We start from the raw sequence: 22,303 nt of genomic DNA, 5'->3' as shown, positions 1-22,303 counted from the left end.
GATACGTAATTTCGACCGATCTTTGGCATTTGAGGTCTGAGGGGTAATCCAATGGTTATGAGTTTCCGACATTCGCAACGTCAGACCGGGCTTTTGAACCACTCGATGGCGCAAGCGATCAAGTTGATGCGGATGCATAAGTTCGAACTACTGAACCACTTGGCGCAAGTCACAGAAGAAAACCCGTTTCTCGAAGCTGGTTCTGAGGACCTTGGAGAGCAATCGGGCGGGTTAGTTGCACCCATGACTGACATGTCCGACACTGTTGCCGACACCAAGACCAGCCTTTACCAAAATATAGCTGAACAACTGCCGCTGATTTTCGACAAAAATAGCGACATCAGCATTGCATTGGCATTCCTGGCCGAGATCGAACCCAGCGGATGGCTTGGGGCTTCGGTGGATGACGTCGCCGCTGCCTATGGCTTTTGCCCCAAAACCTGCGCCGAAGTCCTGTCAAAGCTGCAAACAGTCGAACCGGCTGGACTGTTTGCCCGCGACCTCAAGGAATGCCTGCGCCTACAGGCGAGTGACCGCGGAATTCTAAACGGAGCTATGTCGAAACTGATCGACAATCTCGACGCACTGATGGATTGCGATCTGCCAAGTTTGGCACGAAAACTCGGGGTGGATCTGGCAGATATTGCACGATGTCTGGATGACATACGCAAAATGAATCCAAAACCAGGGGCTAACTTCGAAAGTGATGAAACACTGGCACGGGAAAGTGACGCCACAGTAGAGATCGTTGGTACCGACCTGTTGATAGCGTTGAATTCGTCAAGCTTTCCGACTGTTCGATTATCGCGGGCGCTGAACTCGAGCGAGCCTGCCAAAGCCGCACTGCAAAATCACCACGTTTCAATGATACGACAAGCCAAGTCATTGCGTTCAGCATTGGAGGTCAGAAACGCAACTGCGATGGCAGTAATTACAGCGATATGTATGCGTCAACGCAGGTTTCTTGCACGCGGATTCTATTCGTTGCGCCCAATGCGCATGAGTGATGTTGCCGAAGACACTGGCTTCAGCGAAGCGACGATAAGTCGGGTCGTGTCAGGTCTGACGATTCAATGTCCATTGGGTAATATTTTGGCCAAATCGCTTTTTTGTGCACCAATTGCCCAGGGTGCCCTGTCCGAGACCAAACATGTGGCGTTGCATCAAATCAGGCGTTTAATTGCGTCCGAAGACAAATTCGCTCCTCTCAGTGATGGAGACATCGCAGTTCATGTGAATAAATCTGGTTTCGCTCTGTCTAGGCGAACAATTACCAAGTACCGGCAATCACTTGGACTTAGCGCACCCAGCGTCAGACGAAAAAAAGCCGAAATAGAAATGCTGTCGATAACCGCAAGAAAGGGAAGAACCTTAGGTCAGCGGGGATTTGGCGAGAAACAGAACCTGGGAACCTGAATGTCCCAAGGTAACCCCCAGTGAAACCCGCTATTATTCAGTCAACTGAGAAACAGGCGACGCCTGAAACGAAACAATCATGAACCGAACACCAAACGAGTTCGTAGAGCCGGTTATGCTGCGTAGCTTACGCCCTGTCTCGCTCGATGACCTAGGGGCCGTGCACGGGGCCCTTCAAAACCACGACCTGGTCCGCTGGCTGGGGGCATTGCCATTGAATGTCGATTGGGAAACGTCCCGGAAGTACCTTGAGTTCCTCCTGGACCCAGAAGTGGAATCTGCCGCAATCTGTTTGGGTGACCGACTGGTCGGAACCGTCAGCAATGGCCTCGAATTATCATTCTGGCTGGAACCTCGCCTTCACCGTCGCGGCTTGGGAAATTGGGCTATCTCGACTTTTATCGAGAGGCTTCCATCTCATTGTAACACGATTACTGCATGCTGCATGATAGACAATTTCGCGGCTTCGGCAGTGCTGGGGCAAATCGGGTTCCAGCGAGATAACCTGCCGTTAAGACGATTTTCGTTTGTTCACGAACACTCTGTTCCGATGTGGCGACACACACTGAAACGGTTCCCTGAAATTTAGGAATCCCAACACAAATTTCGCTTGCTAATTTACATTGCCAGCTATTGATACTCAACCTCTACGGATTACTTTGATAGCGTTGAGATACTCTGGAAGCTCAGTAGGGAAAAGCCTTGCCGAGGAAACCAATAGCTGAGGACGTCCTTACATATGTGCACTGTGGTGACCTTGTGAAAATAGCGTGTTCATTAATCACCAGCAGCGCGCGCCCAAAACAAGCGGAGCGCCAAGGGGCGTTCAGGTATCTTCCTGAACGGTCTATTGATCACGCCCCTACGATCACAGCAGGATAGAATTTGAAAAGGAAACAACTGAAATGACAAAAGCAGGCTCGTCAGACAGATCATTCTTACACGGACATGCTGACGGAGGCGTATGGGATAAGGCCGGTGCCCCGACGGGCGAAGATGCGTGGGATCCGGTTGATCTCGGGAACGGGATTTTTATGTTGGAAGTCGGCAGTGGGAACCCCGGCGGGACGCTCGGGCTTTTGGTTGGTGATGAAGGTTCTGTCCTGATCGACAACGGTTTGCAAAAAGCCGCCGATGTCACTGTATCCACAACCGAGAAGCTGGCTGGCGGACCGATAGATTTCCTTATCAGTACGCACCTTCATGGCGATCACGTCGGCTGTAATGCGAATTACGCGGCAAGGGGCGCAACTATTCTAGCCCATGACGAAACACGCCGCGCGCTGTTGGAAGATGATCAGTTCGACAAGGCCGGATTGCCGGTCATCACTTTCAATGACAGGATGACGTTCCACCTGAATGGGCAGACAATTGAACTGATGCACTTTGCTAATGCGCACACCGTCAGCGACACAATCGTCCATTTTGTCGAAGCTAATGTCATTCATGCTGCTGATCTGTTCTTTAACAAGATCTATCCGTTCGTCGATCTTGAGAATGGCGGTAGCATCGACGGGTTTATTTCAGCTCAAAGACAGATCATCGATTTGGCCAACGACGACACTGTTATCATTGCAGGGCACGGTCCGGCGGGTAACAAGTTCGACATGCAGGCTTCGGTCGATTTGATGCTTGCGATCAAGGACACGATGAAACCCCTCGTCGATCAGGGCATGTCCATGGATGAAGTCCTGGCGCAGAATCCGTTATCCGTCTTTGAGAAGTTCGCCTGGTTTCACATTCCAACCGAGCGGATGACGATGATCATCTATTGTCTGCTGGCAGAGAACTGAAATTCTCTTGGCCGAATTCACCTCCTAGAATTTGGCCGTCAAGAATAAGGGCACAATGCGAGGCAGTAAGCTGCCTCGCTCAAAACCCCACACAGCCCGCAATAGGCGCGCTTCACAGATGATAATGGACCCGCTAGATCAACGGAATTCACTAGCCAGTGCCAGTTGAGGCAACGGTACCGCAGCGAGTGTTCGCCAGCCTTCTGGTGATACAAGTGTAGGGGATTTCTTTCAGGTTGCAGAGAAAGGCACCTGGCGAAGAAACGGAACAGATATTTCCTGCAATAGGTTCGAAATCCGCTCGGAAATGTACGGTGCTTTTTACACAGATAACCGCGTAGTTCGTTGGGTCTAATCCGATATGAGTAAAATGCGCGCGATCAAGACATTGGTTCCGTATACTTGTGACAACAAGGTCAATACTTGCCTCATGCCCAATCAAACGTAGGGCAGCTGTCTCGCCCAGCGTAGCTACCCCACCGCCATACATTTTTCCGGTATAGCGACAAAGGCCATCACCCAAAGCCAGAACTTCAAACTCTGCTTTGACTGGAACGTGCCCAGCCAAGTTGGACTTTGCACCGACCGCAAGTTTTATCCGTGCACCTTCTCCGGCCTTATGGGCTTGTTTTGCACTTTCAGGGTCATGGAACAGACCCATTAAGACACTCTTTGTCCCGCCCTCAATCAGTGCTGCCAGCAAGCCTGTAGTATCTGATGTCCCGCCCGCACCAGCGTTGTCCTGGACATCTGCGACAACAATGGGTTTTCGCCGCCTCTCGCGACATATCGAAACGGTTTCCTCTAGAGACAACATCGAACAATCAAGATCGGCTTCGCGAGATACGAACAAATGCACGACTTCTTCCGCGGCAGCAGCAGCTTTCTGGGCTGTGGCCGCGTAGGCAAGACATGATGGGCCTGTGTCTGAGAAGTCCGCCGCGGTGAAGCCGAGGGCGATTTCTGCCAGAATTTCCTGCTGCTCAAATCTTTCGGGCAACTGATAGATCTCGCTGAATGGCTTGGAGCCCGTATGTTGCGCATGCAGAGGGATGAGGTAAGGCACCGGTTGGAAAGCCTTGTAGAGCGGTTCGCCCGCTAGCAACCGCTGCAGGACTGGAACGCATCGTGCGCCCGTTTCCGCCATATCCAAGTGGGGATAGGTTCTAAAAACAGACAAATAGTCTGCATTGTCGACCATCTCAGCCGAGATGTTGGCGTGAAGGTCCAAACTTGCGACCACTGGTACTTCGAAGCCCACAACATCACGTACACGACGCAGAAGCTCTCCCTCACCGTCAGCGAGGCTTTCGGTGACCATTGCCCCATGGAGATCGAGATAAACGCCATCAATGTCGCCCACATCCCGGATGCGATCCAACAACATTTCGCAAATTGTTTCGAATGCGTGATCGGTTACATGTGCAGACGGCTCGGCAGAACACCACAGGGTTGGTGCGACTTCAAATCCTGCTGCCGCTGCAGCCTTCGCAAAACCGGCGATAGGTAGGTTCATGCCAAACGTTTCCGATATCACCTGCGCACCGTGCAACATGCCGGGCCAGGAATCGGCCATCTCAAACTCGTGCAGACCGGCCTGCGTCACACCAAAGCAATTAGTTTCATGCTGAAAACCCGCGATCGCAATACGCTTGGTCGCCATCATGTGTGCTCGATTTCTTGTTCGGCATGGGGTGCAGCAAAAACACTTTGGCCATTGCGGATCGTTTCAAGCACCCGCGTATCTGTCAGGCGGTCCGGATCGTGCAGTGGGTTACGCGAAAGGACAACAAAGTCAGCAACTTTACCCGGTTCGACAGAACCGCGCTGCTCGTCCTTGAAGACTTGCCAAGCAGCGTCGATGGTCTGAGCGCGTAAGGCTGACAGAACGCTGATCTTCTGATCTTCACCGAGCACGCGACCAGAAACGGATTTTCGATTTACCGCACAGTGGGCCAGATGGATCGGACGCGTCGGAGTGACCGAGGCATCATTGTGGATTGTATATCGCAAGCCAAACCGCTCGGCAGACGCCGCAGGGGATATCCGCTCGGAGCGCTGCGGCCCCAAGAATGTATCGTAGTGGCGATCACCCCAAAAATGTATATGAGCCGGAAAGAAACTGACGGTAAGTCCAAGCTGGGCCATACGCTCCAACTGATCATCCCGCAGAGCCTGACCGTGGATAATGGTGTGGCGATGATCTTGGCGAGGATGCGCAATAAGCGCCTTTTCCACCGCATCTATGAACATCTCGGCACCGGCATCACCATTGCAGTGGCAATGCATTTGGAAGCCCTTGCCATGGAGTTTTCTGACGTCGGCATCTAACTGTTCTTGTGAGGTGTAAACCATCCCACAAGGGTGGCAGGGATCGGACGGCTTGAAATACGGGGTAGACAAAAACGCGGTCTGCAACTGAAAAGCCCCGTCCGTGAACAATTTGCGCGGACCCAGTGTGAAATGCGGGTTGCCGGGCCAGTTCGTACCGATCCAATGCTCGGACAATTCGGGTTCCAGACTTCCGACGGGTAAGAGCTCAATGTCTATTCCCGGATCCAGATCCGCGGGCTGGCTGGCAAAGTGTTCCAACATGGTTTGCGACGCCCAGGCGTTTTGGGCATAGGTCACACCATAGGATAGGTATTCGTCACGACAGGCCTCAAAGCCTAGCCAGAACCTTTCGCGGTCGATCAGGAAATCAGTATCGCCCATCTCGCCCATGGCCGATAATCCTTCGATCAATCCCGTCAGGGCTCCGGTTTCAGGATCACGGCCAAAGCGGCCGCCTTCTGGATCAGGTGTTTGACAGGTTAACCCGCGCCTCTGAAGGGCAACAGAATTGGCCACGCCACAGTGCCCCGACGCATGAATAACCCAGATTGGATGACGCTGTGATACATCGTCCAGCTCAGCCCGCGTAGGCATGCGGCCTTCGCGAATGGCAGTATTATCAAACAACACGCCCATGACCCACTCACCCTCGGGCGTCTCGCCAGCCTTTTCCCGAATCCTGTTCAACGCCTGCGCCATGTGCTTGCAGTCCCCTAAAGGGGGCGACGATAAGTCGACACGGAACAGCCGTATGAACCCTGGATCCGGGAAATGCCCGTGCGGGTCGATAAACGCCGGCATCAGTGTACGACCTTGTAGGTTATACTCATGTGAGTCAGCCGGCATGCGTGCGCGCAGATCTGCTTCAGCACCGACGGCCTGAATTCTTTTGCCCTCGGTCAGAACAGCCTCTGGAGAGGAGTTCTGTGCATCCATAGTCAGGATTGTGCCGTTAAAATATAGTGTGCTTGGCATTGGGTTTCCTACTACGACAGCGGGGCCAGACAACGCAGCCCGTGGCCGCCATTTACTTCCCATTCCGGAGTCTGGGTGCAGATATCCTTGGCAAAGGGACAACGCTCGCGGAACTCACAACCGGACGGGCGTTTGAGCAAACTGGGGGGCTCACCTTTAAGAGCGATCCGTTCCAACCGCGCATCCGGGTCCGGCTCTGGGTTGGCACTCAGCAGGCAGCGGGTATAGGGATGGCGCGGCTCGTTAAAGATGGCCTCGGTTGTACCTTCTTCAACCAATCGGCCCAAATACATGATGCCCATTCTGTCAGCCACATGGCGTACGACGCTAAGGTTATGCGTGATAATCACCATCGCAAGCCCCAGCCTTTCGCGCAGGTCGTTGAGCAGGTTCAGCAGCTCGCCCTGAACCGACACATCGAGACCTGCAGTGGGCTCATCCGCAAGGATCAATTTGGGTTCCAGTGCCAGTGCACGTGCCACACCCACACGCCGAGCTTGGCCACCAGATAGCTGATAAGGATAGCGGTCCGCGAAATGCGTGGGCAAGTTGACCATTTCCAACAGGCGCTTGGCTTCGGCGTCCATGTCACGGTCTTTCATGCCCTGAATGCGGTAAGGCTCGGTAATCAGACTGCGGATGGTCAGACGCGGCGACAGGCTTCCAACCGGGTCTTGAAACATCATCGCCATGTCTTTGCGCAACGGGCGCATGACACTTTCGGGTGCGCCCCGAATTTCCTGACCTTCGAAGGTGACCGAGCCATCTTGCGCAGGTGCTAACCCGGCAATGGCGCGAATGACCGTGGTTTTACCAGACCCACTTTCACCAACCAGCGCGTAAGTCTCTCCGGGTTCTACGGTAAAGCTGACACCCGCCAGTACATTGACCGGGCCATAGCTGGTATTGAGGTCCACAACGTTCAGCAAGCTCATGATGCGACCTCCTGATGGTTCAGCCAGCACGCAGCGTGATGGCCTTCTTTCAATTGATCCAGTGGCGGCACTTCGGTGGCGCAGCGCGCCATGGCCTGATCACAACGATCCCTGAAAATGCAGCCCCCAGGCAGGTTGGCCAAGTCGGGCACTTCACCGGGAATGGTTGGCAATACACGGGCACGCTCTTTGATGTGACCGGGGTCGCATTCGATCAGTCGGCGTGTGTAAGGGTGTTTAGGATTGTGGAAAATCTCCCGCACGTCCCCGCTTTCAACAACTGCGCCAGCATACATCACAACAACCCTGTCGCAGAGTTCTGCGATCACGCCCAAATGGTGCGAGATGAACAGGATGGCACAGTGAAACTCGCGCTGCAGCTCTTGCAGGCGCTCAATAATCTGCACCTCCAGTGTCGCATCCAGTGCAGTTGTCGGCTCATCCGCAATCAAAAGATCAGGTTCGGACATCAACGCCATCGCGATGGCGATCCGTTGACGCATCCCGCCAGAGAATTCATGCGGATATTGCGCCAGACGCGCCTCAGGGTCAGGAATGCCAACAGCGCCCAACAATTTGGCCGCGTGCGCCAACTTGTCAGCCTTGGACTGTCTGGATCGGTGCTGAATATCCAGCATCTGCTGACCGATAGTCAGAACCGGGTTGTGCGTTTGCATCGGATCCTGAAAGACGATGGATATATCCGCCCCGCGCAGGTCCCGCATGTGCCGATCAGAAGCTTGCAGCAAATCCTTCCCCTTGAACCTAATTTCTCCTTCACGGAACCGGGTATTGGGCGCGGTCAAACGCAGAATGGATGAAATCAATGTGGATTTACCACAACCGGACTCTCCCACGATGCCAACGATTTCGCCTTTGTTGACGTTGAATGTGATGTCCCTCAATGCCCTGAGGTCGCCACGGCCTGTTTCGTAATCGACGCAAAGCTGGTCGATTTCCAGAAGTGTCTCGGTCATCGCTGTTTCCTCAGTTTCGGGTCAACTACATCGCGCAGGCTTTCACCCAGAAACGTGAAGCCAAGCGTTGCCAGAATGATCGGCAGGCCTCCGCCAACAACCAACCAAGGAGTTTGGCGGATCAGGGAATAGCCATCCTTAAGCAAAGAACCCCAGCTCGGGGTCGGAGGCTTAACGCCCAGACCCAGGAAGGACAGGCCGGCCTCAAGCGCGATGACTGTAGGGATATCCATTGCCGCCAACACAGCCAGAACGCCAATGATGTTGGGCAGCATATGAACGCCTAGAATGCGCGCCATGCTGGCCCCCATTGAACGTTCAGCCAGGATGAACTCAGAGTTGCGGAGTGTCAGCGTTTGGGTCCGCGCCACGCGCCCATATGTTGGGATCGAGGTCGCCATGACGACAAACACGACCGTCTGCAGACTGGGCCCGATCAGGGCCACAACGGCCAGCGCGAACATCACTGTCGGAAAAGACCGGATGGTATCGAAGAACAGCATTAGAAGATTATCGAGCCATTTCGGCCCATACCCTGCAATCATGCCCAGTGTCAGGCCAATCGCCATTGCTCCGAACACGGCGGGCAATGCCACCTTGAGCGCAACTTGGCCCCCCGCGATGACCCGCGAAAACGTATCGCGCCCTAACTGATCTGTGCCCAGCAGGTGTGCTGTGGACGGTCCCTGCAAGCGGGATTTGATATCCATCGCAATCGGATCATAGGGTACGATCCAATACGCAAAGATTGCGCAGAAAACGATGATACCGACGATGATTAAGCCCATGAGACCAAGCGGGTCGCGCGCAACGCCGACTATGATCTGGCCCATTTCGGAACGAGATTTTTCCATGTGCCTGCCTCCTCAATGAGCCGTGCGCGCGCGTGGATCAAGCAGCGCATTGATCAGATCGGCCAATGCGGTCGACACCACGAACAAAGCTGTTGATACTAGGACAGAGCCCATCACAATCGGGTAGTTTCGGGTCGTAATGCTGTCGATGACCAGTTTGCCCAAACCAGGTCGGGCAAAGACGATTTCAGCGAAAACCGCCGAGCTGAGAAGAAAACCCATCCCAACACCGATTACGGTAACCACGGGCAAAATGGCGATCCGCAGCGCGTACACCATGACCACGCGACGTTCGGCGATACCAAAGGCTCGGGCCGTGCGGACATGGCTTTCACCCATAACCTCCAGCATCGACGCGCGTACCAACCGGGCAATATAGCCAACCCAACTGAGCCCGATGGCAAAGGCGGGCAGGACCAGATGGTCAAGACGGTCAAGGAAGCCTTCCCCGGCACCGATCGCGGGAAACCACTGTAGATGCACTGCAAAAACCAAAAGAGCCAAGAGCGCGACAACAAAGGCCGGAGCGGCCACAAAACTGACAGATATCGCGGCGGCAACCCGGTCGATCAACGTATTGGGATGCGCAGCCGCATAGGCGCCGAGTGCGATGCCCAGCGTAGCTGACCACAGGATCGACGCGAAAATCAGTTCCAATGTGAATGGTAGTTGCTGGAACACGATGTCAGTCACGGAACGACCCGAAAAGACATCGGTTCCCAAGTCACCCTGCAAGAGGTTTCCGTAAAAAATCAAAAGCTGTTTCCAGATTGGCTGGTCCAGCCCCAACGCTACTGTGAGTTGGGCCTGAAGCTCGGGCGTGGCGCGTGGGCCGAGCATGATTTGGACCGGGTCGCCTGGCACGGCGCGGATCATCAGGAACATGACGGTGACCGCCACGAACAGGATAAGCAGCGACAGCCCGAAGCGACGGGTTGCGAATTTCAGCATGGCCAACTGGCTCCTTTTGGCTTGATGGCGTTGGTGTTGGTACGGCGAGCGTTACGCACCCGCCGCACCCGGTCGACCTGGGGAGATCAGGTCGCCTTGCCAAAATAGCGAAGCAGGGACAGGCCATCTGGCCGCAGCGCTGGAATGACGCGTGCGCTGTGAATAACCGGTGTCGCCTCGTGAGTGATAAAGCGATAAGCACCGCTTTCTTCCATCAGATCCTGCGCACGCTGATACATTTCAGCTCGCTTTGCGATGTCCGTTTCAGCAGCCGCAGATTCATGGATTTCGTTAAATTCCGGGCTGTTAAACCGTTCCCAGTTCCATTTCCCGATCTGTTCTGGTGTGAACCACGACGTCGCATAATACGGATCAGGCGTCATCGAGAAACGGTTCAGAACAAGCTGTAGGTTCTCATTGTCACCGGACGCCCAGAATGCCCCAGATTCCAGAACGTTAACCTCAACCGTGATTCCGATCTGCGCCAGCGTCGCCTGAATAATCTGTGCAGTTGTTGTAAAGGTCGTCTTGTTCAACGTATCGAGGGTTAGCGTGACATTGGTTTCACCGGATTCCGCGAGCAACTGAGCGGCTTTTTCAAAGTTCGCTGCAGGGGGTACAAGCGATGACGGCCGATGGCCTGCAAGGCCCGGTGCAATGATACCGGTCGCCGGTTCCGCAGCACCAAAATAGGCGGCCTCCAGGATGCTCGGAACATCCACTGCGTGCTGAATTGCCTGCCGCAGTTTTTGATTTTGCAGCTTTGGATGCTCGACGTTCATTCCCATCCAGACATAGTAAAGCGAGGGTTTCTCAACCAGCGACCCACCATTGGGAACCCCGGCGCGATACCGCTCAACCGAGCCCAGCGACACGCGAGTTACGTCCAACTCGCCTGCCTCGAACGCAATCTCGGCCGTGTTTTCATCATCGATCGGATAGATCTCGACGGTATCCCAAGCGGGGGCATCCCCTTTCCAGTCAGGGTTGCGCTTTAGAACGGTCTTTTCTTTGGGCGACCAACTGTCTCGCAGATACGGGCCGGATTCCGCAACCGGATCAGCACCGATCCGGCCACCGGCGGCTTCGACCGCTGCCTTCGAGACGATGTTTCCAGTAATATACGGCAGGGCAATCGACCAGATCGGGGCAAACGGGCTGTTCAGAACGATTGTCCCTTCACGGTCTCCTGTCACTTCAACATGGCTGAATGGCCCTAGGTCGGGCTTATTCGGACTGTCGGTCGTGTCGTCCACGATCCGTTCCATGCTGAATTTGACGTCTTCAGCAGTCATCGCGCCAAATCCGTTGGTGAATCCAATATCGTCACGCAATGCGAACTTGATATGGGTCGGGTCAACCTGCTCGATCATAGTTGCCGCATCCATTTGCCAACCCCATTCCTCGCCCGGCTTGTATTGGATCAGCTTGTTGTAGATGGAGGCATGCACTTCTTCTTCAACGACACCAACGGAATGTGCTGGATCCATGTTCTGTGCATCACCATAAGCCCGCACCCGCAGAACACCGTCATCTGCTGCAACCGCGCGGTTCGCCCACCCCATCGGAAGCGCTGTAGCGGCCCCTAGCGCAGTTGCACCTTTCAGAAACCTCCGGCGACCAACATTGGCCTTTGTCCATTCGATCTTCATAGTATCCTCCCTTAGATTAAGTCAGAGAAGTCCGCGTGGAACGGTTTCGGACCATTCCCTTGTTAGGACTTCGATTTCATTTGCGCCTTCGGTGGCGCGTAGTTTGCGGTAGAGATAGAAATTCTCGGTGTCACAGCTCATGCGGCACTCGGTCGTGATGGCGACCTGCCATTCTTCGCGCTCGAACGAAAAACTCCAAGCGATCTCGAAATACGCGGTTTTCGGATCATCGGGGTGAATGCGGTAAAGCATGCGTACGTCGCTACCAACAATCAGATCGTGGTAGGGATCGCGCATTTTACCATAGTCATCAAACGTCTCCAGAACCACGCAACCGCTTTCCGTCACCGTGCGTTCTGATTGCGCTGAAGGTAAACGCAACTGCTCAGCTGCCAGAACCGGATACGCCTGCGCCGGGCCGGGTTCAGAGGCTTGAATTTCATGCGCAACTTCGCGCACCGGCAGATGAAGAGTACAATCCAGCAAGTGTAAAGTTACCGTGGCCGATTGAGGTGCTGGCCAGACAATCGGCCAATAAGACGTCGACAACGCCAGTCGCAAAACGTGGCCCTCGCGCAAATGGTGCGCACATTCGTTCAGCGTGATTTCAGCCTCGTAGATCTCACCTGGCTGCAGGACCTGCGGCGTCTCATGACTGTGGTAGTGACACAGGTTCAACGGACGATAGCTGATCCGCTGTGACACACCTTCGGGTGAAACATCACACAGCCGCGCGACAAGCTGGGCAACAGGCTGATCCACTGAAAACTGGAACTTTAGCTTTGCCCGACCCAGCAGCTCGAGCGGTGCTTGCAGCGGCGAGCTGTCAAAACAGACCGATAAGGCATCATCACCGGCCTGATCCCCTGCAAGTTCATTGTCGATACGCATGCCCGCACAGAAATATCCGCCTTCCCCACCAACATGGTTGGGCGACGTGACAACGACCGTACCAACCACCGGGTCCCGCGAAAACCCACCAGGAACCAGATGCCAGACCCGTTCTGAGACATGAGGTGACGGCCATGCCGTCTCTGCAATCCAACGACCTTTCCGAGGACCGTTTTGCGCAGTCGGATTGAAGTGTTCCTGCATGTAAGTCCGATAGGCAGGCAAATCCTCGGCGCCGTTTTGTTGTCCCTTCAGCCAGCGGTCAAACCACCCGACGACTTCGGAATGAAAATCTGCGGGATCGAGCTTTGAGATGTGCGGATAGCGGTGTTCCCACGGCCCAATGATAGCTTTGGTTGGCGCTGTCAGGTTGGCTGCCAAAGCCGGAGGCGCATTGACGTAAGCATCTGCCCAGCCTGTAATCGCCAAGACAGGGGTTTGGATCGCGGTCCAATCCTCGCAAACTGAGCCGTGCTTCCAATATGGGTCGCGCGTCTGATGTCGCAGCCAATCTGCAGAAGAGAATGGGACGCTTTGCAATCGGGCAAGCCAGTCCTGTCGCCAATCTGCGCGAAGCTCTGGATCAGCTGGGCGCGTCAGATAGGCAAACATCTGACTGCCCCAATTCATGTTGTCACTCAGCAGGCACCCACCCATGAAATGGATGTCATCGGCATATCGATCCACAGTCGAAGCGACACTGACGATGGCTTTCAGTGCAGGTGGTTGCCTGAAGGCCAGCTGCAGACCATTAAACCCGCCCCAAGATATCCCAATCATCCCGACATTGCCGTCACACCAATCCTGCGCGGCAATCCAGGCTATGACTTCCTCACCATCATGCAGTTCCTGTTCCGAGTATTCGTCGTCGAATTGCCCTTCGCTGTCCCCGGTGCCAGCTATGTCGACCCGAATACAGGCATAGCCCGCCTTTGCAAAAACCGTGTGTGTTGTTTCGTCTCTGGGCGCGGTGCCGTCACGTTTGCGATATGGCAGATATTCCAGAATGGCCGGTGTGGGGCCTGTCTCGGGCAACCAGAGGCGCGCCGCAAGCCGTCGCCCATCGGCAAGTGTGATCCATGTGTTTTCGATTGTTTCGATTGGCATCTGAAGCTTGTCTGTTACGATCTGATGCTGAAGAAGAAACCGATTTGCAGATAAATCAAATTGTGCAATCTTATGCGAGTTGACGCAGTTTGCAGTGATATAGCGTCAAAACGCGAAAGGTTTTTCTTGTGTCCGAGTATTTTTCTGCCAACTTACGATCGTTGTGCGCAGAGCATGGAAACATTTCGCAGATTTGCCGCGAAATCGGCGTCAATAGACAGCAATTCAATCGCTATTTGAATGGCTCCAGCCTGCCCTCTGCCCACAACATGCGCCGCATTGCACGTCATTTCGACCTGACCGAAGCACAGCTTTTCGAGGAAACTGCAAGCTTCGAACGAATGCTAAGAGGCGTCCTGCCACAAGTTGGGAAAACGCCCACAGATGCATTTTTGGAACCCTTCCGGGGGCAACAGAAGAACCTGAGGCGCTATATAGGTTTTTATCATTCCTATTTCTGCACGCCATCTTGGGAAGGAAAAATCTTCTGTTCATTGATCCGCATTCAGGAAGTTGAAGGGCTAATCACGATCCGGTCCCGTGAAATTGCCACGTCTCCAGACAAGAGCATGCATCAGATTTCGCGCTACGCTGGCTTTGTAACTATGCGCGGGAACAGGATATTCGTGACCGAACACGAGCTCGCGCGCGAAGGCAGCGTTTCAAATACAATCTTGTACTCGGCGCATCGCCAGCAACTGAAGTATTTGCGAGGGATGACCATGGGCGTTGCTTGGCGCCCATACCCCCATCCATACGCAGCCAAAACAATCTGGAAACGTCTGCACGAACGCGTAACTGCGCGCGAGGCGATCGCAGCTTGTGGCATTTACCCAATTCAAAGTAATAGGATTGATCCAACTGTCAGAAAGCACCTGACCGAGGTTTGAATCGCCGGATTGACATAAGCGGCAGCACCGTTCTTTAGGTGCTGACTCCAATTCCGATAGCAATTTTTCGTCCAAACTGTATGAGATCAATTCGTACCAGTTCTTCGAGACAGCACTGACAATGCCGCAAGTCTAGCTCGTGCAACGGGTAATGTTCGTCACTGATTGCTGCGAAGAGGCGGACTATGACCCAGGCATCACCACCGATCTGGCAATACCATGTGCGCACAGTAGCATTTGTGCTGCTTCTGCAAACATGCTGCCTGTCTGACGTCTGGCACGAAACACTGGTCAGAACTTAATCCACCGCTGCACGAAAACGCCGCCCCCGATCAAAGGGGCGGCGCAAGGTTCGTAACGCTATAGGTTGATTACTCGGCAGCCTGTGTGCTTGCGTCAGCATGCTTGTCACGCTGTCCATCGCGGTAAAGCGCTTTGGTCAGCGAGACCATCATCAGGGCCATCACCATGGTAAATGGCAATGCACCGATGATCATCGCGTTGCGCAACGCATCCATCGGGTTGTTTTCCCCTGCAGCAAGGATCAGCGCGCCGATCACAGCCGTCAGGATCACCCCCCAGATGATGCGGTGCTTGATGCCGGTCTCCTGGCTGCCGCCGGACATGATGGTGTTCATCACCAGAATGCCCGAGTCAGCTGAGGTCACCAGGAAGGTCATGATCAGGATCACGCACATGACGTTCAGCATGGACAGCAGCCCTCCGTCGATCATGTAGGACAGGGTCACGAACAGCTTGTTGGTGTTCGAGGCACCAATGATCGCGCCTTCTGCGGCACCGGCCAGTTCCAGATCAATCGCGGTGCCACCCAGTACAGTCATCCAGGCGAAGCACACCAGCGCCGGTGCAAGCACGCAGCCCAGAATGAACTCACGCACGGAGCGACCTTTGGAGATACGCGCCAGGAACAGGCCCACAAACGGCGAGAATGCAATCCACCAGGCCCAGTAGAACGTGGTCCAGCCAGACTGCCAGCCGAACTGGCGGCCCTGCTCACCCGCTGCATAAGCTGCGGCCAAAGTTGCTTCGTCCAACTCCGCAGCTGCACCTTCTAGACCACTCTTGAAGCCGTCAAAGCTTCCCCAGGCATTGGTCGCGCCACCCATCAGGGCGTCCGCATGCGCCTGCGCTTCGGCCGGCAGTGCCGCCGCAAAGGCTTCGGTCGACAATGGACCATATGCACCAAAGCTCAGCGAAAGGAAGTGCAGAAGGTAGTCAACCAGGGCCGTACCATATGTGGTCATGGCAAAGACGAAGGACCCGAAGATCACGAACGTGCCCAACAGGATGATCGACAGGACAAGGTTCAGGTTCGAGAGGTATTTAACACCACGACCCACACCCGAAACCGCCGAAATGATCGACAGGCCCATGATGACGACCAGACCTGCAATCAGTCCAACCTTGCTTGGCGTGGGAACATCTCCGCCCAGATCCATGATCCACTCCATGCCGGTGATGGCATAAAGGCCGTCAATGAACTGGCTGACACCAAACCCGATCGTCACAGAAACGCCCAGGATCGTTGCCACAACACCCAGAACGTCAACAACGTGTCCGAGAAAACCGTTCATCAGACGTCCGAACAGCGGTGTAAGAGCCGCACGAATGGTCAGAGGCATATTACGGGTATAGGCGTAATAGGCCAGTGACAGGCCGGTCACCACATAGATCGCCCAAGCATGAAAACCATAGTGCAGGAACGTGTAGCGATACGCCGACTGAATGGAGTCGGGATCATTGCCGACCACTGCACCGGACACGACCTCGGGGTTTGATCCCCACAGGCCCAGCGGTTCAGCCGTTGCAAAAACCATCAAACCAACACCCAGACCGGCACCGAACATCATCGAGAACCAGGAGAAATTCGAAAACTCAGGTTTTTCGCCCGGCGTACCCATAACCCGCTTTCCGGTCGACGGAAGGATAGCCACAATGACCAGGAAGATTACAAACAGGCCGACAATAACAATGTAGAAGCTGTTGAAGATTTCCAGCAGCTTGCCATTCCAGCTACCGAGGGTGCTGTTGGCATTGGCTGGGAAGACAAGCGCCCACAGTACAAGGGCAACCATGATGCCCTTGCTGATCAGCGCAATCGGTACGCTGTAATTCTCATAGAAACCGGCATCCGCCGTTTCTATCTCTAGATCCGTAAATGGTTCAGGTAATGACATAAGGTTCCTCCCAGTTGTCACTTTTTCATTATTTTTCCGCACAGGTTAGTTGGCTTTGTACCATGAACCCGACGGGCCTTTGGTTCGAACACACGTGCCAATCTTCTCATGCAGCGTGGCGGTTAGCGCTACGTCTCCGGTAGCGGCACATTCAAGGATTACCGACGGCTCACATCTGGCAGGCGAGCATTGCTCGCCGACTGAAACGACGCGATCAGGTTCAGAAGTGGTCACGTCTGGCTCCAAATTCGGCAATTCCGATTCAGAGCAGAATGCAGCTAGAGGGCGATATCAGTCAAACTCAATTAGCTTTAATTAACTTCAGTAAAGATGAAGTCGGTAACTTTCCTTGCCAGAATTCAACAACCGCACGGATCTACTTAGGTGCATGCATAGGGTCGACACTAATGATCTGACCCGCGCCAACAGGTCGTAACCTTTGAATAGCGTTGGGCCTATCCCGCCCTATCCGACGCGAAACCGGTTCAGTCAATTTCGGCCTCGGCCGGGTTGGTAACAGCTACAGTCCCCGTCGCATAGATCTCTATCAGGGCTTCGCCAGTCTGTGATCCTTCTAGCTCAACCTCAATGATCTCAAGGAATTTTTCGGTCTCAATCGCAGCCGCCGCCACTGTCCGCATATAGATTTCCCAAAGATTATACTTGCGTTTGGGCGAAAGATTCCCATCATTCGATATGCAGTCTCGTATTGTGAGAATTTCATTAACATGCACCTAGAACGTCTGATCCAGATACTTGAAATCATCGCAGTCGTCGGACGCCCTGTTTCGGTGGCAGAGGTTCAACGTGCAACCGATCTGCCCAAGCCCACATGTTACCGGCTCATTCAGTCACTTGTTGAACAAAATCTCCTCGACGAACCCTCTGATGACGGAAAATACATCATTGGCGAGCGGATGATCAGGATTGCCTTGCTTGGAAAGTCCGATGCCGATGTCCGACGCTGTGCAGCCCCCCTCATGCGCCTCGCAGCGACAAATTTTAATGAAACGGTTTTTCTTGCGCGCTTTCGCGACAACAAAGTTGAAATCATCCACGTAGAAACACCCGATGATCCCGCTCGTGCCTTCATTCATCCGGGCTTGGGCGTACGTCCCATGCATGCCTGCTCGTGCTCGAAAGCCATTGCCGCTTTTGCGGAACCGGAATTTCGCGAAAGCATCATGTCAGGGAGCCTGAAGGCGTATACTGAACACACCAAGACGTCCGAAGATGAGCTACGCCGCGAATTCGAGATAATTAGCGAACGCGGCTTTGCCGATTGTGATCAGGAAATCGACATCGGAATTGCCAGCGTTGCGGCACCGGTATCGATCGGCAACATCGGAGCTACGTTCAGTATTGGTGCGGTTGGCCCCATTCGCCGGTTCCGCACCGAATACCGCATCGAGATCGGCGAGAAACTGAAAGGCTTGTCCAAGAAGGTCAGTGGCGCAATCCAGCTGTGCAACGTAACGGATACATAAGGAAACGAATAACTAAGGGCCCTTTTGGCCAAAAGGATGACACTGAGAATAGGAAAAATTCAACAAACCGGAGGAAACCAAATGAACCTGAGACCAGATCCAACGTTTCACGCCTCGCCTAAGCTTGCAATGCAGGCACCGGTGGAAAACTACGCCTTCACTGTAATGCTCAGCCCGGACGGATCGCAATCTGATGGCATCGCGGTCATTGACCTCAAACCGGACTCCGACACCTATGGCCAGATCGTACATCAGGTCATTGTTCCCAACAAAGGCGACGAATTTCACCATTTCGGCTGGAACGCCTGTTCGTCATCTCTGTCTCCTCTGACCGGGCACGCCTTTCTGGAACGACGTTATCTGATCGTACCTGGAATCCGATCCTCACGTATTTACGTCATCGACGTGAAAGACCCGTTGAAGGCCAAGATCCACAAGACGATCGAACCCGAAGAACTATTTGCAAAAACCGGTTATTCGCGCCCGCACACCATCCATTGCGGTCCCGAAGGGATCTATGTTTCCTGCCTTGGAGGTGGCGGCGAAGACGGTACAGACGGACCTCCGGGCATCTTCATCATGGATTGCGAGACGTTCGAAATAATCGGGCAATACGAGATGGATCGCGGCAAGCAGGACAAGCACTATGATTTCTGGTGGAATCTGCCGCAGGACTACATGGTTAGTTCCGAATGGGGTTTGCCGCCGCAGTTTGAAAACGGTGTGGTGCCCGAGGACCTGTTGTCGAACAAGTATGGCCATTCGATCCACTTCTGGGACTTGCGCGCGCGCAAGAATATCCAGACGATGGATTTCGGCGACAATTACCAGATGGCACTGGAAATTCGCCCTGCGCATGACCCGACAAAATCTTATGGTTTCTGTGGTGTCGTGGTGGACACCACCAACCTGCAAGGCGCAATTTTCACATGGTGGCGCGGTGACGACGGCAAATGGCAGTCCAAGAAAACGATCACCATCGATCCGCGCCCCGAAAAGCCCGAGAACCTGCCGCCACTGTTGCAAGGGTTCGAGGCCGTGCCGCCGCTGGTCACCGATATCGACCTGAGCCTAGACGACAAATACCTCTATGTTGCGTGCTGGGGGCTGGGCGAGATGCATCAATACGATGTCAGCGACCCGATGAACCCGAAGCTGACCGGAAAAGTCGAGCTGGGCGGCATCGCCCGCGGCACCAAGCACTCCAACGGCAAGGATTTTGCCTATGGCCCGCAAATGGTAGAAATCAGCCGCGACGGCAAGCGCGTCTACTGGACCAACTCGCTTTATTCCACCTGGGACAACCAGTTCTATCCCGACGACGAAGGCGGACAAATGGTGATGGCCGATGTGGGCGAAAACGGGGGGCTGACGCTGAACAATGACTTTTATGTCGACTTCCCCAAAGGTCTGCGCAGTCACCAAATTCGCCTGGAAGGCGGTGACTGTTCGACCGACAGCTTCTGCTATCCGTCCGTCTAAGAAATGGGCGACATAACAACAATGACAGCCCTTTGGTGGGCTGTCATTTTTTCTGGACTCTACCACGGTATCAACCCCGGCATGGGTTGGCCGCTGGCCGTTTCGGCGGCGTTGATGGAGCGAAAGCACAGCGCCCTGCCAAAAGCGCTGGCAATGTTGGCCACGGGGCATTTCCTCGCGATGATTGGCATCTTGTTGCCGCTCTCACTGATGATGTTCCTTGTTCAGTGGGAAGTTCAAATCCGCGTGGTCGCCGGGCTTTTGGTTATCGCTATGGGCCTCTATCTGCTGATCAACCGAAGACATCCGAAAATTCTGGCGCGCGTGCACCCTGCCCGGTTGGCGCTCTGGTCATTCCTCGCTGCGATGGCGCATGGGGCTGGTTTGATGCTGGTGCCGATTTTTCTGGGCATCTGTGCGATTGGAGCGAACGAAACCGGTCATGCCGCAGCACAAACACTTATGAGCAGCAACGTGACGACTGCGTTTCTTGTTGCAGCAGTACACACGTTGTCGATGACAATTGCTGGCGGCACCATCGCAGTTGTGATCTACCTTTGGCTCGGGCTCAGGTTCCTCTCAAAGACATGGTTCAATCTTGATGTCGTTTGGGCACTCAGCCTCATCGCCGTCGGAGCATTCGGACTCTATGCAGCACTTTTTGGCCATTGAAATCGGTTACCGACCAAATGCCACCTGTTCACGAGCTGGCAGAAACCAGCAATCCCGGCAGTTAATCTTTCAAAGCATCTAGTGGCACCTGAAGCACCGCGTTGCCGGTTTAGTCAGGTGGAATTTCTCCTGCAGGCTCTGCCGCAAACTTTTCAACTTGATTGCCTGGAATAACCCCGACCGGCATGATGCGTGAGTCAATCTGCAGATTGGGTGGTGAAATTCTCGCCCCAGGTCAAGATTGAGACGCATAAACGTAAGCGCCCTGGTGCAGTTTCATGGCGCATGGACGAAACCTATCTCAAAGTGCGCGGCCATTGGATGTATAGGTATCGGGCGGTTGATCGCGACGGCGAAACCCTTGATTTTATGCCGTCTGAAAGTCGCGATACCGCGGCGGCCAAGCAATTCTTCGCGGAGGTATTGGTCAACAAGGACATTCCGTTGCAGATCGTGGTCGACAAAACCGTCCCTCTCGCTGCAAAATCTGTTTTCATCCCAAGATCAAACATCTTCTTTAAACTGCTTACGCAACCAGTCCACAAAGATCTCGACCTCTGGTCGTACAGCTTTTTTGGAAACAGGTTGCATTAGGAAATGTGCATCCGGGTGTGGCAACGGTTTGCCGGCAAATCGAACGCCCGAGGCGAGCCCATTTTCGGTATTAACCAGTCGCGAGAACACTATGGCATAGCCACCGCCACTCGCGACAAGTTGCAGCGCAGAAATGGTTGTGTCTACCAGGTATTGCGGAGCGTCTTGCGGCTTGGTGCAATCATATGCGCTCAAGTATCTTTCCCAATGGCCTTCATGGCCTAATATGTGAACAAATGGACCAGACAGCAGATCCTGCACTTGCTTTGCACTGTTCTTCCGACCTTTGGTGCATATCGGGACGATCGCTTCATCAGAGAGTTTCTCGGAGAGTGCGTCGGTCCAGTTGCCACGACCCAAGCGCAGCTCTACGTCGATCTCTTCTAAATTGGTGGTCTCTGTCCAGATATTTGTCACAAGGCGAAGATCTATCGTCGGGTGGTCTTTCTTGAATGACGGAAGACGGGGCGCAAGCCAAAGTGAAGCGGTCGATATCGGCGCCTTGATCGTAACTGTCTTCGTCGCCATCGACCCGAAAAGGTTTGCCGAGGCCATATCGATATCAGCAAGCGCCTGCCGGACAGTTGAGCAATAAGCCTGACCAAGCTCTGTGAGAGAGAGGTGTCTTGCGCGCCTCACAAATAACTTGTGCTGCAACTGCTGTTCCAATGATCGGATGTGCAGGCTGACGGCAGCCTGCGTCAGCCCCAATTCGACGCTTGCACTGGTAAAATTCAGATGTCGGGCCGCGGCTTCAAAGCTACGCAGCCAGGTTAGACTTATCTGGTTGGACGGCATTTACCACCACGAAAAATTTACGATAGATCGTTTTATCTATCAATTTTCTTCTATCAGCAAGTTCCCAAATTTGATCTTGTTTTGTTCTTTCACTCGACCAGGAGATACGGGCATGACTGAAAAAAACATAAATCAGCAGGTAATTGGGGTTCTGTCGCAAACTTTTTGGATGGCGGAACATCAGTGGAATTGATTAGCAGTTTACCCCGCCAGTTGGGCGAACTGCTGAAACGGACGGAGTTTGGGTGTGAATTGACCTTTGCGGATCATGTTGACCAGTTCTATGCCTGCCAGGAC

The 22,303-nt window shown here is 54.0% G+C and carries 19 protein-coding genes and 1 pseudogene; 8 read left to right on the top strand and 12 right to left on the bottom strand.

The annotated features are described in order from the left end of the window. Positions 1–51 precede the first annotated feature (51 nt). The 3 genes from rpoN (at position 52) to AC2FH6_RS13135 (ending at position 3,209) form a co-directional block, all read left to right on the top strand. The gene (rpoN, locus tag AC2FH6_RS13145; protein WP_496703021.1) at positions 52–1,416 is read left to right on the top strand and encodes an RNA polymerase factor sigma-54; all 1,365 of its coding nucleotides are present in this window, start codon (positions 52–54) and stop codon (positions 1,414–1,416) included. 79 nt (positions 1,417–1,495) lie between these two features. Then, positions 1,496–2,005, top strand: a complete 510-nt coding sequence (locus AC2FH6_RS13140) for a GNAT family N-acetyltransferase (protein ID WP_496703019.1) — start codon at positions 1,496–1,498, stop codon at positions 2,003–2,005. A 316-nt stretch (positions 2,006–2,321) separates the two neighbouring features. Then, on the top strand, positions 2,322–3,209 hold the full coding sequence (locus tag AC2FH6_RS13135; protein ID WP_496702067.1) for an MBL fold metallo-hydrolase: 888 nt from the start codon (positions 2,322–2,324) through the stop codon (positions 3,207–3,209). Between the two features lie 151 nt (positions 3,210–3,360). Here the strand turns inward: AC2FH6_RS13135 and AC2FH6_RS13130 are convergent, their stop codons facing one another. From AC2FH6_RS13130 to AC2FH6_RS13095, 8 genes are all read right to left on the bottom strand, one after another. After that, positions 3,361–4,875, bottom strand: a complete 1,515-nt coding sequence (locus tag AC2FH6_RS13130) for a M81 family metallopeptidase (protein ID WP_496703017.1) — start codon at positions 4,873–4,875, stop codon at positions 3,361–3,363. Continuing rightward, complete coding sequence (locus AC2FH6_RS13125) at positions 4,872–6,518, bottom strand: amidohydrolase (RefSeq protein ID WP_271948714.1); 1,647 nt, start codon at positions 6,516–6,518, stop codon at positions 4,872–4,874. The genes AC2FH6_RS13130 and AC2FH6_RS13125 overlap by 4 nt, the downstream gene beginning before the upstream one ends. A gap of 11 nt (positions 6,519–6,529) precedes the next feature. Then, positions 6,530–7,453 carry an oligopeptide/dipeptide ABC transporter ATP-binding protein gene (locus AC2FH6_RS13120; protein ID WP_142636099.1) on the bottom strand — a complete coding sequence of 308 codons (924 nt, stop codon included), beginning with the start codon at positions 7,451–7,453 and terminating at the stop codon, positions 6,530–6,532. Further along, positions 7,450–8,430, bottom strand: a complete 981-nt coding sequence (locus AC2FH6_RS13115; RefSeq protein WP_496691388.1) for an ABC transporter ATP-binding protein — start codon at positions 8,428–8,430, stop codon at positions 7,450–7,452. The genes AC2FH6_RS13120 and AC2FH6_RS13115 overlap by 4 nt, the downstream gene beginning before the upstream one ends. Further along, positions 8,427–9,284: an ABC transporter permease gene (locus AC2FH6_RS13110; RefSeq protein ID WP_496703015.1), complete on the bottom strand. Its 858-nt coding sequence runs from the start codon at positions 9,282–9,284 to the stop codon at positions 8,427–8,429. Before AC2FH6_RS13110 ends, AC2FH6_RS13115 begins: the two co-directional genes overlap by 4 nt. Positions 9,285–9,296: 12 nt before the next feature. Continuing rightward, positions 9,297–10,235: an ABC transporter permease gene (locus AC2FH6_RS13105; RefSeq protein ID WP_271948705.1), complete on the bottom strand. Its 939-nt coding sequence runs from the start codon at positions 10,233–10,235 to the stop codon at positions 9,297–9,299. A gap of 86 nt (positions 10,236–10,321) precedes the next feature. Beyond that, on the bottom strand, positions 10,322–11,887 hold the full coding sequence (locus tag AC2FH6_RS13100) for an ABC transporter substrate-binding protein (RefSeq protein WP_496703013.1): 1,566 nt from the start codon (positions 11,885–11,887) through the stop codon (positions 10,322–10,324). Between the two features lie 21 nt (positions 11,888–11,908). Beyond that, positions 11,909–13,885 carry a CocE/NonD family hydrolase gene (locus AC2FH6_RS13095; RefSeq protein ID WP_496703011.1) on the bottom strand — a complete coding sequence of 659 codons (1,977 nt, stop codon included), beginning with the start codon at positions 13,883–13,885 and terminating at the stop codon, positions 11,909–11,911. Between the two features lie 128 nt (positions 13,886–14,013). Between AC2FH6_RS13095 and AC2FH6_RS13090 the strand changes: the two genes are divergently transcribed. Then, positions 14,014–14,775: a helix-turn-helix transcriptional regulator gene (locus tag AC2FH6_RS13090; protein ID WP_281972993.1), complete on the top strand. Its 762-nt coding sequence runs from the start codon at positions 14,014–14,016 to the stop codon at positions 14,773–14,775. A 371-nt stretch (positions 14,776–15,146) separates the two neighbouring features. Here AC2FH6_RS13090 and AC2FH6_RS13085 read toward each other — a convergent pair whose 3' ends face one another. Further along, positions 15,147–16,973 (bottom strand): BCCT family transporter, encoded by a 1,827-nt coding sequence (locus tag AC2FH6_RS13085; protein WP_496703009.1) that lies wholly within the window; start codon positions 16,971–16,973, stop codon positions 15,147–15,149. Positions 16,974–17,458: 485 nt separating this feature from the next. Further along, positions 17,459–17,614 carry a hypothetical protein gene (locus AC2FH6_RS13080; protein ID WP_496703007.1) on the bottom strand — a complete coding sequence of 52 codons (156 nt, stop codon included), beginning with the start codon at positions 17,612–17,614 and terminating at the stop codon, positions 17,459–17,461. Positions 17,615–17,701: 87 nt separating this feature from the next. Between AC2FH6_RS13080 and AC2FH6_RS13075 the strand changes: the two genes are divergently transcribed. From AC2FH6_RS13075 to AC2FH6_RS13060, 4 genes are all read left to right on the top strand, one after another. Beyond that, positions 17,702–18,460: an IclR family transcriptional regulator gene (locus AC2FH6_RS13075; protein WP_282021716.1), complete on the top strand. Its 759-nt coding sequence runs from the start codon at positions 17,702–17,704 to the stop codon at positions 18,458–18,460. Positions 18,461–18,541: 81 nt separating this feature from the next. Further along, positions 18,542–19,942, top strand: coding sequence for a selenium-binding protein SBP56-related protein (locus AC2FH6_RS13070; RefSeq protein WP_142636082.1), 1,401 nt, complete (start codon positions 18,542–18,544; stop codon positions 19,940–19,942). A 21-nt stretch (positions 19,943–19,963) separates the two neighbouring features. Then, positions 19,964–20,614 carry a hypothetical protein gene (locus AC2FH6_RS13065; protein ID WP_496703005.1) on the top strand — a complete coding sequence of 217 codons (651 nt, stop codon included), beginning with the start codon at positions 19,964–19,966 and terminating at the stop codon, positions 20,612–20,614. Positions 20,615–20,899: 285 nt separating this feature from the next. Then, positions 20,900–21,208 (top strand): DDE-type integrase/transposase/recombinase, encoded by a 309-nt coding sequence (locus AC2FH6_RS13060; RefSeq protein ID WP_496703230.1) that lies wholly within the window; start codon positions 20,900–20,902, stop codon positions 21,206–21,208. Here the strand turns inward: AC2FH6_RS13060 and AC2FH6_RS13055 are convergent. Both AC2FH6_RS13055 and AC2FH6_RS13050 read right to left on the bottom strand, forming a co-directional pair. Next, a complete protein-coding gene (locus tag AC2FH6_RS13055) occupies positions 21,119–22,006 on the bottom strand; it encodes a LysR family transcriptional regulator (protein ID WP_496703003.1) in 888 nt (295 codons plus the stop codon). The genes AC2FH6_RS13060 and AC2FH6_RS13055 overlap by 90 nt on opposite strands. A 201-nt stretch (positions 22,007–22,207) precedes the next feature. Beyond that, positions 22,208–22,303 (bottom strand): annotated as a pseudogene (locus tag AC2FH6_RS13050) (IS6 family transposase); the annotation flags it as partial.

The organism is Ruegeria sp. CDSC045, assembly GCF_059610725.1.
This window is presented reverse-complemented; position numbering and strand designations above follow the sequence as displayed.